The 15,099-nt window shown below is 49.6% G+C and carries 18 protein-coding genes; 3 read left to right on the forward strand and 15 right to left on the reverse strand.

All coding sequences use genetic code 11. From position 1 onward, the window contains the following. Nucleotides 1–62: 62 nt before the first annotated feature. The 7 genes from NZM05_10065 to obgE all read right to left on the reverse strand — a co-directional run bounded on the left by NZM05_10065 (nt 63) and on the right by obgE (nt 6,948). Nucleotides 63–1,073 (reverse strand): UbiA family prenyltransferase, encoded by a 1,011-nt coding sequence (locus NZM05_10065; protein ID MCS7013958.1) that lies wholly within the window; start codon nt 1,071–1,073, stop codon nt 63–65. A gap of 306 nt (nt 1,074–1,379) precedes the next feature. Then, nucleotides 1,380–2,201, reverse strand: a complete 822-nt coding sequence (locus NZM05_10070) for a helix-turn-helix domain-containing protein (GenBank protein MCS7013959.1) — start codon at nt 2,199–2,201, stop codon at nt 1,380–1,382. Between the two features lie 244 nt (nt 2,202–2,445). Beyond that, nucleotides 2,446–3,837 (reverse strand): hypothetical protein, encoded by a 1,392-nt coding sequence (locus tag NZM05_10075; GenBank protein MCS7013960.1) that lies wholly within the window; start codon nt 3,835–3,837, stop codon nt 2,446–2,448. A 155-nt stretch (nt 3,838–3,992) separates the two neighbouring features. Next, on the reverse strand, nt 3,993–4,364 hold the full coding sequence (locus tag NZM05_10080) for a hypothetical protein (GenBank protein MCS7013961.1): 372 nt from the start codon (nt 4,362–4,364) through the stop codon (nt 3,993–3,995). Nucleotides 4,365–4,514: 150 nt separating this feature from the next. Then, nucleotides 4,515–5,696 (reverse strand): glycosyltransferase, encoded by a 1,182-nt coding sequence (locus tag NZM05_10085; GenBank protein ID MCS7013962.1) that lies wholly within the window; start codon nt 5,694–5,696, stop codon nt 4,515–4,517. After that, complete coding sequence (locus tag NZM05_10090; protein MCS7013963.1) at nt 5,693–5,959, reverse strand: HPr family phosphocarrier protein; 267 nt, start codon at nt 5,957–5,959, stop codon at nt 5,693–5,695. The genes NZM05_10085 and NZM05_10090 overlap by 4 nt, the downstream gene beginning before the upstream one ends. After that, on the reverse strand, nt 5,956–6,948 hold the full coding sequence (obgE, locus tag NZM05_10095; GenBank protein MCS7013964.1) for a GTPase ObgE: 993 nt from the start codon (nt 6,946–6,948) through the stop codon (nt 5,956–5,958). The genes NZM05_10090 and obgE overlap by 4 nt, the downstream gene beginning before the upstream one ends. Nucleotides 6,949–7,132: 184 nt before the next feature. Between obgE and NZM05_10100 the strand changes: the two genes are divergently transcribed. After that, nucleotides 7,133–7,492, forward strand: a complete 360-nt coding sequence (locus tag NZM05_10100; GenBank protein ID MCS7013965.1) for a hypothetical protein — start codon at nt 7,133–7,135, stop codon at nt 7,490–7,492. A 64-nt stretch (nt 7,493–7,556) separates the two neighbouring features. Here the strand turns inward: NZM05_10100 and NZM05_10105 are convergent, their stop codons facing one another. Then, nucleotides 7,557–8,507 (reverse strand): hypothetical protein, encoded by a 951-nt coding sequence (locus NZM05_10105; protein MCS7013966.1) that lies wholly within the window; start codon nt 8,505–8,507, stop codon nt 7,557–7,559. A gap of 218 nt (nt 8,508–8,725) precedes the next feature. Here NZM05_10105 and NZM05_10110 point away from each other — a divergent pair, with 218 nt between their 5' ends. Then, nucleotides 8,726–11,095 (forward strand): endonuclease MutS2, encoded by a 2,370-nt coding sequence (locus NZM05_10110; protein ID MCS7013967.1) that lies wholly within the window; start codon nt 8,726–8,728, stop codon nt 11,093–11,095. A gap of 12 nt (nt 11,096–11,107) precedes the next feature. On the opposite strand, the gene NZM05_10115 is transcribed toward NZM05_10110, so the two are convergent. The 5 genes from NZM05_10115 to rpsF all read right to left on the reverse strand — a co-directional run bounded on the left by NZM05_10115 (nt 11,108) and on the right by rpsF (nt 13,350). Beyond that, entirely contained in the window at nt 11,108–11,542 is a 435-nt protein-coding gene (locus NZM05_10115) for a hypothetical protein (protein ID MCS7013968.1), read from the reverse strand. Nucleotides 11,543–11,674: 132 nt separating this feature from the next. After that, nucleotides 11,675–12,127 carry a 50S ribosomal protein L9 gene (gene rplI, locus NZM05_10120; GenBank protein MCS7013969.1) on the reverse strand — a complete coding sequence of 151 codons (453 nt, stop codon included), beginning with the start codon at nt 12,125–12,127 and terminating at the stop codon, nt 11,675–11,677. Between the two features lie 12 nt (nt 12,128–12,139). Then, nucleotides 12,140–12,409: a 30S ribosomal protein S18 gene (rpsR, locus tag NZM05_10125; GenBank protein ID MCS7013970.1), complete on the reverse strand. Its 270-nt coding sequence runs from the start codon at nt 12,407–12,409 to the stop codon at nt 12,140–12,142. 17 nt (nt 12,410–12,426) lie between these two features. Continuing rightward, complete coding sequence (locus NZM05_10130) at nt 12,427–12,900, reverse strand: single-stranded DNA-binding protein (protein MCS7013971.1); 474 nt, start codon at nt 12,898–12,900, stop codon at nt 12,427–12,429. A 66-nt stretch (nt 12,901–12,966) separates the two neighbouring features. After that, a complete protein-coding gene (gene rpsF / locus NZM05_10135; protein MCS7013972.1) occupies nt 12,967–13,350 on the reverse strand; it encodes a 30S ribosomal protein S6 in 384 nt (127 codons plus the stop codon). A gap of 263 nt (nt 13,351–13,613) precedes the next feature. Between rpsF and NZM05_10140 the strand changes: the two genes are divergently transcribed. Then, on the forward strand, nt 13,614–14,009 hold the full coding sequence (locus tag NZM05_10140) for a gamma-glutamylcyclotransferase (GenBank protein MCS7013973.1): 396 nt from the start codon (nt 13,614–13,616) through the stop codon (nt 14,007–14,009). On the opposite strand, the gene ribE is transcribed toward NZM05_10140, so the two are convergent. Both ribE and gmhA read right to left on the reverse strand, forming a co-directional pair. Next, entirely contained in the window at nt 14,000–14,467 is a 468-nt protein-coding gene (ribE, locus tag NZM05_10145; protein MCS7013974.1) for a 6,7-dimethyl-8-ribityllumazine synthase, read from the reverse strand. The two genes, NZM05_10140 and ribE, sit on opposite strands and share 10 nt — an antisense overlap. After that, nucleotides 14,464–15,090, reverse strand: a complete 627-nt coding sequence (gmhA, locus tag NZM05_10150; protein MCS7013975.1) for a D-sedoheptulose 7-phosphate isomerase — start codon at nt 15,088–15,090, stop codon at nt 14,464–14,466. The genes ribE and gmhA overlap by 4 nt, the downstream gene beginning before the upstream one ends. Nucleotides 15,091–15,099 lie beyond the last annotated feature (9 nt).

Here is a 15,099-nt window from a genome sequence, read left to right on the forward strand (position 1 = left end):
GCAGTTGATAGAAATGTTCTAAGCACGCCGTCAGAGGTGTGCCTACGTGCGTTTGCATCTTGCTATCCGACCGGCTTTTGTGCAATCAGCAGTGATGCAATTACCACATTCAAGACATAGAGACCGTTGTTCACAACGAGGTAACGCAGGTATGCACGGTGGGCTTTAGTGTCGCTTTGCCCCACTACGTTTTTCAAGCCAGTTTGTTGAATTGCCACATCTAAGGCATGCGCACCGTCCTCAGGGTCAAGGTAGAGCAAGACCTGCATCGCCATAATGATTAGGAGCGAGACCAGCGAGAAATAAAACATCACCTCGAAGCCCCAGCTATGCATCAGATACACAAACCATATTAGCGGCACATCAATGATAAGGAATGAAACAAGGTAGGTATTGCGCACGCCAATCATTACTGGCAAAGACTTCAGCCCCTTAGCTTTGTCACCCTCTATCGACTTGAAGTCGTTAAGAAAGATCAGCCCGATTGCTACGAGCGCATTGATAATACCCATTGCCAGCACCTCTGGGCGCAAGTCTGCATAGACGATATTGCCTGCAATCCATGTTACCAAGCTGTAGCTAATACCGACTGCCGGTGCAGAGAGCAGCACATTTGATTTAAGTTTAATAGGCGGCGCCGAATAGATGTAGCCTAAAATCAAGCCAAAGGCGGTCAGCCCTAACAGAATGAGTGCCCGCTCTTGCTCTAAAGTGCTGCTAAGCAAGACACTGACTCCGATAGCTAGCAGCCCTACCAAAATCCAGTTCCAACGTGCTTCTTGCGGACTGAGTCGTCCAGATGGAATCGGGCGTGTGGGTTCATTGATGCGGTCAAGTTCACGGTCGAAGTAATCGTTCACCGATTGTGAATAGCCTGTTCCTAAGGGGCCAAAGAGTAAGGTTAGCAATCCAAACTTGCCGAGGCTTTCTAGACTCCACGTCAATCCACCTGATGCAATCGCTCCGCACACAATCCCCTGCAACACACCCAGCCACGTAATTGGGTCAAGTAGCTCAATGTGTGCCTTGAGTTTCTCTAAGAGCGGAATGTTTGCTGGTCGAGCCTCGGTCATTGTTCGAGCAAGCGGAATAGTTTTCTTTCTTCTCCGCTTAATGTGCGGTTTTGCGCAAAGTTACGCAATCTGCTATGCAATCAAAATTGCTTTCTCGAGAAAGAAAACTTCCCGTTTGTCTCGATTGGGTCAGACCTACCTTCGCGTCAGTGCGGCGCCAGATTATGTTACATGTGATAACAACAGTGCACCAATGAACACTGCATGCCTGCTCGAGTCCCTCATCCTGACTCTGACACAGTCGAGCCACTCTTCTCTCTCTGCAAGGGAAGAAGCATCGGGGAGAGATAAAAATGCAGGTATCGCTCAATGCGATATCACATCACTCAAGGAAAAGCGCAGGTTTGAGACTACTCCTGAACGTTTCGGCAGCTCAATTGACTTTCCGTTCAGCCAGACCTCTGCTACCTCAGCCTTGCCTAACGTAAGTTTCACAAGGCTGTCAGCCTCAAACTGTGAGCTCTCGTTTGCACGCAGGTAAGCTTCTTGCATCTTACGCTCGTCCGCCACTACACCGACCCAACAATCGGATTTGGCGCGCACAACCAGCGTGAGCTTTCGCGGACTTGCAGTTGACAATCCCGACGCCTGCGTTGCAGGTAAAGAGACTGCATCTACTGTTGGGAGTGGCAGCGTCGGCTTAGACTTAGGTGAATTCGTTATCGCCTCAACCTTGCTGACAGATGATACCCACCCTTTGACTGTGCGTACCACTTTCGCTTCTTCTGGCGATGTACAAGTATAGATGCCTATTCCAAGACTCATCAATACCAGCGTGCCACTAGCTACCATCAGTCGCGAAGGTGACAGGAAGCGAGCAAGCCACTCAAGACGCGTCGTAGAGGGAGGCGCGGGCGTCTGCTCTGCCGCAGCTGCTTGCCTTGCCGCATAATGCGCTTCAAGCGCTGCCAAATAAAGATTCACTGTATCTACCGACAGCCCTAAACACTCTGCATACTTGCGAACAATTTGGCGCACATAGAACGAGGGCAGAAAGTCGTAGCAACCACTTTCCAGCTTTTGAAGATGCTCTACCTGAATTTTGGTGCGCTGGCTAATGTCGTGGAGGGAGAGTTGTTGTTCAGTGCGTGCGTCTGCCAGTTCTCTGGCAAGGTTAAGGTGCTCCATATCTTGACTTTATCCCCCTTCCGCGGTGTTGTGTTGTTGCTTGGTGATTTGGCATGAAGATGCTTCACGGCGTTGCCGAAGGTAAGCAGAAAAAAGGTATCAGTCAAGAGTTTAATAAAAATTTAACATTAGGAAAATCTTAGTCGCATTTTCAAGATACAACTCGTTGCGCGGTTTGCACCATAGATTGTAGCGACGCTATGCAAAGTAAGAATCATTTCTGCATAACTATCCTGTAATAGACTCAGAATTGCAGACGGAGTAATACACGTGGCTCAATGCGCTGTACAGGCTCATATCGCACAATAGCATTGTTACTACTGCGCACTGGAAGAAACGTCCATTGATAGACGAGCGACAGCAAGAGATAGGGATAGGGCGAGTAGCCGAACTCTACTTGCGCTAGACTGCGTTCATCGAGCGTAAAGAGGTCAGTTTCTGCACCAATGTCGCGCTTAAAGTAGTCTGCACGCAGCACAATAGCAGGAATGAGGTCTTCCAACCGTGCTGAAAGTTGCAGAATACCACCACGAGGCGTGCGATACAGGCGTTGATAAGATCCAAAGAACTGGAACTTACCTAAAATTGCTCCTCCTAACTCACCATAGATGCCTGCACCTCCCGACACCGTATTTCGCAGTTGATTCGCTCGCGAGATAATACGCTCTCCTTGCTCACGGTAACGCTCTTGTTCGTAGAGTGCATCAAAGTAGGCAAATTGAAAGCGGTCAGTCAGAAAACGCTGCTCCAGCTTGGCTGAGAGCACTACTAACCCCAGCAAATTTTTGAGTGAGCCTGATACCCCTAATGCCAGTCCGGCTCCGTAGCCAATAATCCCCGCTGCATCAAGATACGCATCGGCATTGAGCAGAGGAAGGCGCGCCAGTGGTAGACTTGCATCTATGCCCAACGCAATGAGTGCACCACCTCGTGCTGCAATGCGTTCAGTCCTTCCACTCAAATGGGTCGTGTCTTCCAGCTGGACATTTGCATTTTCGTTCACATCACCAACTACTGTTGCTCCAAGTTCTAAGCCTGAAAGTAGCGGCAGCCCTAATTCACGCAGCGGTCTCCAAAAAGGTCTCACGCCTATCACATTGAAGGTGCTCACGTCGCTGACCATTGACTCAAACCCATAATTGCCAAAGTCCATATCCCACTCCACGCCAATACGACGAGCATCATAGCTGGCATTATTTCGGTATAGAAAGAGGATTGTTCCGTGCCCCAGACGCGCTGCATCCAGTTGACCTATTCGGAAGTATAGGCTGTCACGCTTAACACCATACCGAACATACCGTACTAGTCGCAAGTAGCTTGACACCCCATCTTCCCAATCCTCTCGGCGGAGCTGCCCTTGCTGTGAGATGCGCAGGTTGACATCTAAGCCGACTCCCCAATTTCCCAGCGCCAACTCGGGAGCAAGGCTAATTGTGTAGAACACTTGGTTACCAAATACGCTAATGCCAATTCCACCTCCAAAGAAACTGCCAGACTCGCGATGGAAAAAGATTGAATACGCATCGTAGCTACTTGGCGGCAGGATAGGTTGTGTAGAAGCTTGCGCAAACACTGCGGAGGCAGAAGCCAGTTGAAAGCAAAGAGCAAAAACAGTCTGCCGCAACCACTTCATCATTTTCTGATTTGGTGATGCGCAAAGTTACGGAATTTCTGCTGCCTCAATGACAGACCATCACCCCGGCTTGCTGCATAATATGCTTCTCTGGGCTGATGTAGACTGGTAGGTATTTACTCCGTCCTCACTTGATATGTCTGCAGCGCACTTTTCACTCACTTTACAAATCGCTTGAAGTATTCCACTTCATATGCTGCAATCAGTGCCTCCAGCTCCGCCCGCCGCTCTGGTGTCTGTTGCGCTAAGAATGCCTGCCACTCTTCTTCGAGGTGAATGGGACAGTCGTTAATAAAGTCGCAGATGCGGCAGTAACGGCGGTTATACATCTGCTCCATCCAGCAACCTGTCTCACTCTTTTTTACTTCATCCACATAATTGGGGTTCTCTTCAATGAGACGGTCACCAGTTTCAATTAAATCTTTGAGATAGCCATGCTGCTTTTCCTCCTCTATCATTTTCATCAGCTCGTTGTGCTCTTCGGAGTAACGGTCCAGCAGGCTTTGAATCATCTGGCGCAGGATAGACATAGTTATTCTCCTTTCAAATGTTTTATGCCCATTATGGAGACTCTCCACTTGGCAATATTTCTGTCTGAAAGTTACACAATTGCGTTGGCAAATGCCAACCAGCACGCCTGAGCGGTCTAGACTTATCATACCGCTAAGCAGCAAGAGAGCCTAAGGCACTTTTGTCTGCAACTTTTCCACAAGCTGCTCGAGGCTCTTTGCGAAGTGCTCCCAAGAGTATCGCATTTTCTCGTAGCGAATGTAGTGCGCAAAGTCTGTCTGTTTCTGGAAAAAGGCACGAATGCCCTCGGCAATTGCTTGTGATGTGGCGGCTGTCAGCACGATGCCAGTTTGACCATCTTTTACTGCTTCAGCTAGCCCACCTACGTTTGTAACCACTACAGGGCGTTCAAAGTGGTAGGCAATCGGCACTATGCCCGATTGCGTCGCTGAGCGATACGGCAATACAACACAATCTGCTGCGCAGAAATACTTTGCCACTTGGTCAATAGGAATATAGTGGGTGGCAAGCAAAAGGTGCTTGCGAATTCCTAACGACTCAATGCGCGCTTGATACTCTGACTCCTCACCATAGAACTCGCCCGCAATAATTAGCACTATGTCTGGGAAAGTTTTGATTAGTTCAGGCATTGCATTGAGCAGCAGGTCAAGTCCTTTGTATCGGCGAATGTAACCGAAGAACAGCATCACCTTTTGCGTCTCTGATAGTCCTAACAACGCACGGGCTTGTGCTTTCGGTATGGCTGCCCCGAACAAGTCATACACAGGGTGTGGCACCACCTCAGCAAGCGCACGAGGCTGGAGCTGCAGCAAATCTGCCTTCACTTTTTCAGATAGTGCAAGGTAGCCATCTGGATGACGTGTCAGCAGCCGTAGCAGCCACCCATCACCAGCGTGCGCTTCGTGCGGCAAAAAGTTATGCAGCAGTGCCACTATTTTTGCCGATGAATGGCGCTTGAGCCAGCCCATCATCGCGGCGTAACATGGCACAAAAAAAGTTAGCCAATGCGTAAAAATGACTGCATCAGGCTGCCACCGATGGATGCGCTGCGCTGCCTTGTACCACGAGAGTGGGTTTAGCGAATCTATTAGCGGCTCAGCATAGATAGCATATGCGGTGGTATCTGCTGCACTCTCTTCTTGCGATTTTCCCGGAAAAAACAGCTTGGGATAGAGGCGCGAGAACGAAACCGCATAAACATTATGACCACGTGCTTGCAATGCACGTGCTAGCGAAGCGCCAAAATGAGCAATTCCTCCACGCAGAGGGTAAAACGGACCAACGATTGCGATATTCACAGAATTGGAAAATCGAGTAGACAGCGACTTCACACTTCGCCAAACCCATCCTCAAAGAGCTTCACCAACGCTGCCGCTGCATCTTGTTCATCTATACCTCTGAATTTCAGCTTCAGCTTTGCACCTTTCGGTGCAGCCAGCGTCATCACGCTAATGATCGATTTGGCGTTAATTTCAATACCGTCTTTTTCAATGAAGAAATCGGATTTGAACTTTGCGGCAGTCTTGACAATTGCTGCAGCAGGGCGCGTGTGAATCCCTGCTTTGTTTTTGACAACAACCTCTTTTTCAATCATTTTGCGTCGTAGTGGGCATTGATTGGGTGAATTGCGTTCCAAAGCTCATCTTTTAGGCCTTCAAGGTTCTGCCTTGCAACGGCTGAAACCTTCACTGTTTTCACGCCACGAAATACAGGCGCTCTAAACCCTTCAGGCGCTAAATCCATCTTTGAAATCACCACCACTTTTGGTTTTTGCGCTAGCTCAGGACTAAACTTTTTTAGCTCATGCATCAAGATTTCATACTCCTTTTTCATATCAGGCGAGGTGCACGGAATTAAAATTGCTAGCACCTTGGTGCGTTCAATGTGTTTCAGGAAGCGTATACCTAAGCCTTTCCCCTCGGATGCTCCTTCAATAATGCCCGGAATATCGGCCATCACAAATGATTGATAATCTCGATAGGGAACGATGCCCAAGTTTGGCTCTAGCGTTGTAAAGGGATAGTCTGCAATCTTCGGTCTTGCCGCGCTCAGTGCAGCAATAAGGGTGGACTTGCCTGCATTTGGGAAACCGACTAAGCCCACATCTGCAAGAAGTTTTAGTTCCAGCAGCAGCGTGCGTGCTTCCCCTTTCTGCCCTGGCTCAGCGTATCTGGGTGCGCGGTGTGTAGGTGTCGCAAAGTGCTGATTGCCTCGCCCACCATGCCCGCCCTTTGCCACTACGATGCGCTCCCCGTGTTCAGTTAAATCTGCCAGTAGCTCACCTGTGTCTGCATCTTTGACCAGCGTACCGCACGGCACACGAATCACTACATCTTTACCTGACCGCCCCGTTTTGTTTGCCCCTTGACCGTGCTGACCACGCTCTGCTTGGTAGTGTGCTCGATATCGGAAATCCAGTAGCGTTGCCAGATTGCGGTCAGCTTCCAGCACAATGTCACCACCTTTGCCGCCATCGCCGCCATCTGGACCGCCTTTCGGCACAAATTTTTCTCGGCGAAAGCTTACAGCCCCATCGCCGCCATCACCTGCCTTAACGAAAATTCTGGCGCTATCAATAAACATATCCAAGCAAAATTTAAATATACACAATTCCAGTTTGAGCAGCCCTTGCGCTACAACTTGCTTCTGCTGCTCCCTATTATTCCTCTTTTTGAATGAAATTTCCTAAATTAGATTAAGTCTAAACAGGGATTCAAGCCCTGACGCTAGTGTCAGGTTCTTGATATCATCAAAACAATTTAGGGCTATGCGGAATCAGCAGCATACAAAGACGACTATTCACAAGACTGCACACGGCTGCATTCTCAGCGATGCAGGTTGCAATGTTATTCAATTGGAGTTTGGGAATCTTTTCTTACGCTTTGATCTCAAAGGTCTTGAGGGCTTCAAGGGCTGTATTGATCAACTTGACCTCGACCGATACGAGGCTGCAAACCACGCCAAGCCATACCACCGAAAGGTCTTTGTCGCCTTGCAGCCAGCCGGCATAACGATGGCATTCACACGCGAAGAGGTGCTCGAGCTTCGTCAACTTCTCAGCGCTGCTGAAGCAATTCTGACGCAGAAGCGTCTCTCGCACGAAGCACTTCACTATCCGCAGAATTGACACAAAAAACGCCGCTCTGCTCAAACAGCAGAGCGGCACCCTTACAGTTCGTTAGGACAGCTTCTTAGCGCATAAAGAGGCCTGGCACCCACTCAAAGAAACCCCTGAATTCACCACGTCGCCCCCGCAGCGATAGTGGCAGACGACCATTGCGCTCCTGCGAGAGGTCAATCGTAAACTCGCGGTTGACTTGGCTCTCTTCATACTGCTCGCCGCGCACGAATGTGATGTTTGCCGTGTATGTGCCGCTAATCGTTCCCGATGTGGCACGGGCATAAATGTTCTGGAAGCGGCGTGCACGACTTAGTGGCACAACTACATCACGCAGTGTTGCGGTCACAGTGTGGTTGCTCACGCGCAGTGCTTCACCGATTTTCAGTGAGTCAATTGCAGCTCGACGATAGGGCGCTGTAGAGTTAATTGTCATAATTGGATTCGCCGTATCGGCAACGGAAATTGTGCCACGCACAGCCCCTTCAAGACGCGTTAAGCGATGCGAAATGCGTGGGCTCTTGAAACTGCCCGAGCAAGAGTCAGGCACAATCTCAAATGTCACAAGGTCGGCATATTGATTGTTGGTGCGGAAAAATTGCTGCCCAACTCCATTGCGAGAAAAGCGCAAGCGATACTGGCGCATCCAACTGCCTTGCACCACTGGTGAATTCATCGTGCGTTGCACTGTAATTGTCCAAGTCTGGGTGTTCGGGTCATATTCACGGCGACGGACTACTCCGCCACGGCTGAGCATTGGTCCTGGACGATTGTCCATCAAATTTGGTTCATCTGGCACAGCTACCAGCCCCAGCACGCCGTCGAGCGAAAGTTCGACAATATCAGTCAGTTGGTCGTGCAAGCCGCCATTGTCAGAGCCTATAGCTCCTGCAATGACCTCAGCAGCATCTATTGTTGCCAGTAGGCTGTCGTCTTGAACAGGCCCTGTTGCATTCTGGCAACCTGCAGCAGCAAAGGCAATAAAGCCAGCTAAAAGCAGCGGAAAGAATGATAGGCGTTTCATAGTTTGTTATGGCTGTTTTGCGTTAATGGTTTCCGTTTAATTTGTGCCCATACAGGCACTTTCCGCTATAAAAGACAGATAGGTGCTGCGAAAGGTTTAAGGCTCGCCTGTGGCTCGAGTTAAAAACGATTGCACAAGCCGACTTGTTCTGCAGTATCTTTGCAAGTGACAGTTGCAGCAACGCAAATCACAAGCACGCTATTCATCGTAGTTTTGCAATGACGCTATCAGAAAAACTCGATTTTGACAAGATTCTTCGCTATGCTGAGCGGCTTTGTCTCTCGGATATGGGGCGAGCGCGTCTCTCCGAGGCAATGCCCATTCTTTCACTTGCGGCACTGGAGTTAGAACTCCGCAAGGCTCTGGAGCTGAAGCGTCTTTTGGAATCAGGTGAAGAGCTACCGATTCCGTCGCTACCTGATACACGCGAGCTGTATCGCAAACTTGCAATTGAAGAAAATTTCTTGCAGCCGAAAGAGCTTCTGCAAGTTGCCATTTCACTGCGGATTGCGTCGCAACTCAAAAAGTTCATCTTTGCGCGCCGTGAGACATATCCGAACCTCAACTTACTTACGGAAAATCTCTGGATGGAAAAATCCCTGCAGTATGAAATTAGCCGTGTAGTTGATGAGTTCGGTGAAGTGCGCACTTCCGCCAGCGATGCTTTGACCTTCATTCGCCACTCTCTTGAGCAGAAACGCAGTGCACTTAGGCGGAAAATGGAGTCGCTCTTGCGTCGCTACGCTGAAGCAGGTATGCTCATGGAAGAGACCATCACAATTCGCAATGGGCGAATGGTCTTAGGGTTTCGTGTGGAGCACAAGTATCAAGTGCCGGGCTTTATTCACGATTTTTCGCAGTCTGGGCAAACTGTGTTCATTGAGCCGGCTGAAACTCTGATGCTCTCGAATGAAATCCGCGACTTAGAAATTCAAGAGCAGCGAGAAATTGAACGCATCTTGCGTGAGACGGCTCGCCTTCTGCGTCATGAGCTTGAGCACTTGCTCAGCAATCAAGAAATTCTCTCTGAGTTTGATGCGCTCTACGCCAAAGCGCGCTTTGCAATTGAGATCGGCGGAGTGATGCCTGAACTTTCCGAAGAAAAATCACTTCGTCTCATTGAGGCATACAACCCTTGGCTTTTGCTGACGCATAGGAAACTGGGTAAGCCTGTCGTGCCGCTGTCGCTTACTTTGGACGCTAATACGCGCACGCTTGTTATCACTGGTCCAAATGCAGGCGGCAAATCCGTTGCCATGAAAACTGTCGGGCTGCTTGCTTACATGCTACAGTTTGGTTTTCTCCTGCCGTGCAAAGAAGGTTCGCGTCTTACGCTCTTCGACCGCATCTTTGTGGAAATCGGCGATGAGCAGTCGATTGAAAATGACCTCTCTACATTCAGCTCACATCTAAAAAATTTGAAAGAGATTTTGGAGAACGCCACAAGTGACAGCCTTGTCTTAATTGACGAAATCTGCTCGGGCACTGACCCTGAAGAAGGCGCCGCAATTGCCACAGCTGTGTTGGAGAGCCTCATTACGCGCAAGGCGCTCACAATCGTTACCACACATCAAGGTATGCTAAAAGCATATGCGCATCGTCGTGAAGGGGCTGTAAATGGCTCCATGCAATTCGATGCGGCTGAGCTTCGCCCCACCTATCAGTTTCAGATGGGCGTGCCGGGCAGCAGCTTTGCTTTGGAAATGGCTCGGCGAATGGGCTTTGCACCGCACATCTTGGACAATGCAGAGCGCTTTATGGGCGAAAACAAACATGCGCTTGAAGACCTTATTGCCAAATTGAGCTTCGAGCTGCAAGCTGTGCAAGCCGAGCGCACTGCTTTACTGCGCGAGCAAACCGAGCTAAAACGCCTAACTGAATCATACCAGCAAAAACTTCGTGCACTTGAGCAGGAGAGAAAAGAGCTGCGTCGTCAAAGTTTGCAAGAAGCCAAGCGCTTACTAGCGCAAGCCAACAGCATTATTGAGAAAGCTGTCAAGGATATCAGACAAACTCAAGCTGATAGCGATACGGTCAAACAAGCCCGCAAAGAGCTCGAGAAGTTCCGCAAAGAGCTGGCAGCCGAAGAAGCTGTGACCCTTCCTAATCAGCCCTCGAGTGATACGCCAGATGCTACCTTGCGTGTGGGCGATAAGGTGAAGTTGCTCGACACCAATGCAGTAGGTGAGGTACTAGAACTTGACGGTGAAGACGCTGTCGTTGGCTTCGGCAACTTTCGAATGAAAACACAAGTGCGCAACCTGCAAAAGCTCTCAAACAAGGAAGCTCGTGAAGCTGAGCGGAAGGAGCAAAAAGTCAACTCTGCGCCACATCTGGATATCAAAGAGGTGCCCACACGCTTGGATTTGCGCGGCTTGATGGGCGATGAAGCGATTCTCCGTGTTGAAAAATTTCTCGATGAATCTATCTCGCACGGTTTGCACAAGGTTGATCTTATTCACGGCAAAGGCACAGGTGCACTTCGCAAACGTATTATGGAATACTTGAAGAACGATAAGCGCGTAAAGTCGTTTCGTTTAGGCAATTGGGACGAAGGCGGGGCTGGCGTTACAATTGTGGAAATGTAGATTCGTACTGCTTCACCGAAACAGTGCTTTGATGCTGCCCCATGTGCGCCGCGTGGTCGAGGTCTGATAGACTAGTGAAGTTTGCATTTCGTCAGTGCGTGTAGTGCCTACAATGCGCAAGATGTAGGTGTAGCGCGTTGAAGCCAGCACAGCCGGCACAGGCGCTGTCGACGCCGCTGGAGCTACGCGAGCTACATTTACATCTGCTACTTCGTAGCTGCTACCCGGCCCTGTTGGCTGCACCGTTGCAATCAGCAGCAGCGAAGGATCGTTGTCAGTGCGGCGATAGACCTCGTAGCGCAGCAGATTGACTTCTACCGATGCTGACCAGCGCACATAGATGCGGTCAATGGCTGGTACTGCTACAAACCGTGTAATAGCTGTATTGGCTAAGGCAATCCCTGAGACAAGCAGCAGGACAGAGTAGAGCGCAGTAATTTTTTTCATAGACATCGCGCATGGAGCGCTAAGTTACGAAGCAGGCAAGCAGTAAGCAAGCACCTTTGATGGCAGTCTCACTTGCTCCTTTTGCCTCTGCTTGTGGGAATGGCGTCCTCTTTTGCCTATATGTGCGCCAGGCTATTCTGCAGCTTCGGGTTCAACTTCCAGCTGCAATTTTGCAATCACGTCAGAGTAGAGCTTCAGAGATGCTTCGTGCTTACCGATTTGCTTAATAGGTGGGTCAATAGTGATCTGTTTGCGGTCAATCTCAAAGCCTTTCGCCTTCAGGGCATCTGCAACCATTTGTGTCGTTACTGTGCCATACAGCCGCCCCCCTTCGCCTGCTTTGGCTTTGATATGCAATGTAAGGCGCTCGAGTGTTGCTGCAAGGTCACGTGCAGCTTTACGCTCACGTTCAATCTTAAACGCCTTTTGCTTTTTTTCTTCTTCCAGTGCTCTCAGCATTCCTTCGGTGGCACGCACGGCAAGCCCACGCGGGATAAGAAAGTTCCGAGCGTAGCCATCCTTGACCTTGACGACTTGACCAGCTTCACCCAGCTTCTCTACATCTTTCCTCAGAATAACCTGCATTGCCACGCTCCTTTACTTAATTTGGTCTGAGACAAATGGAATGATAGCTAAGTGGCGCGCCCACTTGATAGACTTGGTCAGTAGGCGCTGCTCTTTTGCAGAAAGTCCTGTAATGCGGCGAGGAATGATTTTACCCTGCTCGTTGATAAAGCGCCGCAGTTTGCGCTCATCACGGTAGTCGAAGAAAACAACCTGATTTTTAGCTGCGGCTGCAGCATTGCGGCTGCGCAGCGCTGAGATGCGCTGCGCAGGACGCACAACACTGGAACTCTTGGCTGCCATTGTTTTTTCTTCCAGTCTTAGCGGTTGTTATCGACGGTCACTTCACCGTCTCCATTGAGATACTTGTATTCGTAGAGATCTTTGCTACTGACCTGTGAGTCGTCGCTATACTCCTCGACAACGCCAGAATCCTCATCGTTGCGGCGACGCTTGTTGAGGAATTGAATTCGCCGTGCCTTGATTTCAACGACAGTGCGGGTGGTGTTGTCCTGCAGTTTCCAAGTGCGGCTTTGAAGCTCTCCATCGACGAGCACAGCACTGCTCTTGTGCAAGTTATCACGGCACGATTCAGCTAGCTTATTCCAAGCAACCACACCGACGTAGCATACATCTTCTTGCCACTGGTTATTGCTGTCGCGAAATCTACGATTGCATGCAATCGTAAAGTTTACTACAGGCGTACCCGTTGTCGTTTGCCTAAAAATCGGGTCTTTGGTGAGGTTGCCTGCAATAACCACGCTATTGATTTCTGGCATTTTCAGGTCTGCCATTGCTCTCCTCCAATGAGTTGGTTTTATTACAAGACAAATACAAACATAGAAGTAAAAAAGAACCCTTCATGCCTGCGCGGTTTCAGGCTTCGGCTCTGCGGCAGGTTGTGCCGTGCCGTATTTGCTGACGCGCTCGCGAATCTCTAAGAGCGGCTTGTCGAGAGTAATTGTGAGGAAACGAATTATCTGCTCATTGAGCCGATACTGACGGTCAAGTTCCGCAAGCGCAGTTGGGGGAGCTTGGAACTCAATATGCACATAATATCCAACTGTATGCTTCTGAATCTTGTATGCTAACTTCTTGCGTCCGTTGTCCAACACATTTTTTATCTCTCCACCTAATGAGACAATCAGATGCTTGACTTTCTCTATTGCTGCCTGAATGGTTTCATCATCTAAGTTTCCATCAAAAACGACCGATGTCTCGTAGAGCTTTACCTTTCCTGCCATACTTGTTTTTTCTGATAAGACAACCTTTCTAAATCAGTTGTGTTAAGAAATCGTTGATTGTAAAAGTTGGACTGCAAAAATAATTGTTGCTCACAATTTTCCAAAGATTTTCTGCAGATTTTTTGCCGTCAAGTGCTGAGCTGAGATGCCGCTTTGCCTTAACCAGTGGTCTTACCTTTGATGCTTCGTCGGTTGCTGCTTATACTTACTTGCGCTTAGTGCGTCTATGCTTCACCAATTACATAGCACATCAGCCCAGTGCAATGAAACTCTTTGTGTATGGCACGCTGCGCCGTGGCTTAGAACGACACTGGCTATTGCAGAACAGTTCTTACTTAGGTGATGGCACTATTCGAGCCAGACTCTATGATTTGGGCGACTATCCAGGTATCAAAAAGGGGAATGGTACGGTCTATGGTGAACTTTACGAGGTCGATGCGCCTACGCTTGCCCGCCTTGATGAGGAAGAAGACTATATGCCAAGCTGCGAGTCACAGTCGCTTTACCTTCGGCGGTGGGTTACTGTGCGAGATAGAAACGGCAAACGCCAGCGTGCCTTTGCTTATTTCTACAACGGCACAGTCTGCGAGTCCCGCCGTATTGTGCACGGCGATTACTGCCGCTACCGACACGAGAAGATGCTTTCCAGTCAATCTTGAAGATGCCGATACAGGTTTGCCATCTCGATTGCTGCGGCTGCTGCTTCCCAACCTTTGTTACCTGCTTTAGTGCCAGCGCGCTCAATAGCCTGCTCAATTGTGTCCGTTGTAAGTACTCCAAATGTAACTGGTATGCCCGCATCAATCGCTGCTTGTGCAATGCCTTTAGTGGTTTCGGCAGCAATGAGTTCGAAATGCGGTGTTGCGCCGCGAATTAGCACACCGATTGCAATCACCGCATCATATTGCTTGGCGAGTGCGACCTTCCTTACCACCATCGGCAGTTCAAAAGATCCTGGGCAGCGATACAGTGAAATGTGGTTAGGGTCTCCTCCGTGTCGCACAATGCAATCCACTGCGCCTTCCACTAAGCGCGAGCCAATAAAGTCATTCCAGCGCGACGCAACAATTGCAAATCGAAGCCCTTGCGCAGAAAGGTGCCCTTCAATCGTGTTCATCTGGCTGTGTCGGTGTAGCCAAAGTTTTCTTCTACAAGCTGAATGATAATGTGCGCAATGGCGATGTGGCTTTCTTGGATTCTGTCTGCGGCGCCCTGATGCGGCACGACGACTTCAATATCTGCTAACCCCTTCATCTTGCCACCCGTATTGCCGAGCAGAGCCAGTGTGCTTAGGCTGTGCTCTTTGGCATATTTGATTGCACGAATGACGCTCTCTGAGTTGCCGCTTGTCGAAATGCCCAAGAGCACATCGCCGGGTTTGCCCCATGCTTCCACAAGGCGTGCAAAGACATTATCGTAGCCAAGGTCATTGGCCCCACCAGTCAGCGCCGAGCTATCGGTGGTAAGCGCAATTGCTGGCATAGCTGGACGATTAACGGTGCTGCGGTAGCGAATGGTAAATTCTGTTGCGATGTGTTGTGCGTCAGCGGCACTGCCACCGTTGCCACATATCAAAAGCTTGTTGCCTCGCTTGAAGGCTTCAGTAATACACTCTGCCATTCGGAAAATCTCTTCGGCATTTTCTCGTGCCAAGCGGCGCTTTAGCTCCGCACTGTATTCAAGCGTTTCGCGAATGTAGGCAAGCTGCAAAGTTTTGCGGTCTAAGACTGTATCCAGCATAGTCATCAC

This window comes from Chloroherpetonaceae bacterium, from assembly GCA_025056565.1.
Lineage (GTDB): Bacteria > Bacteroidota > Chlorobiia > Chlorobiales > Thermochlorobacteraceae > Thermochlorobacter.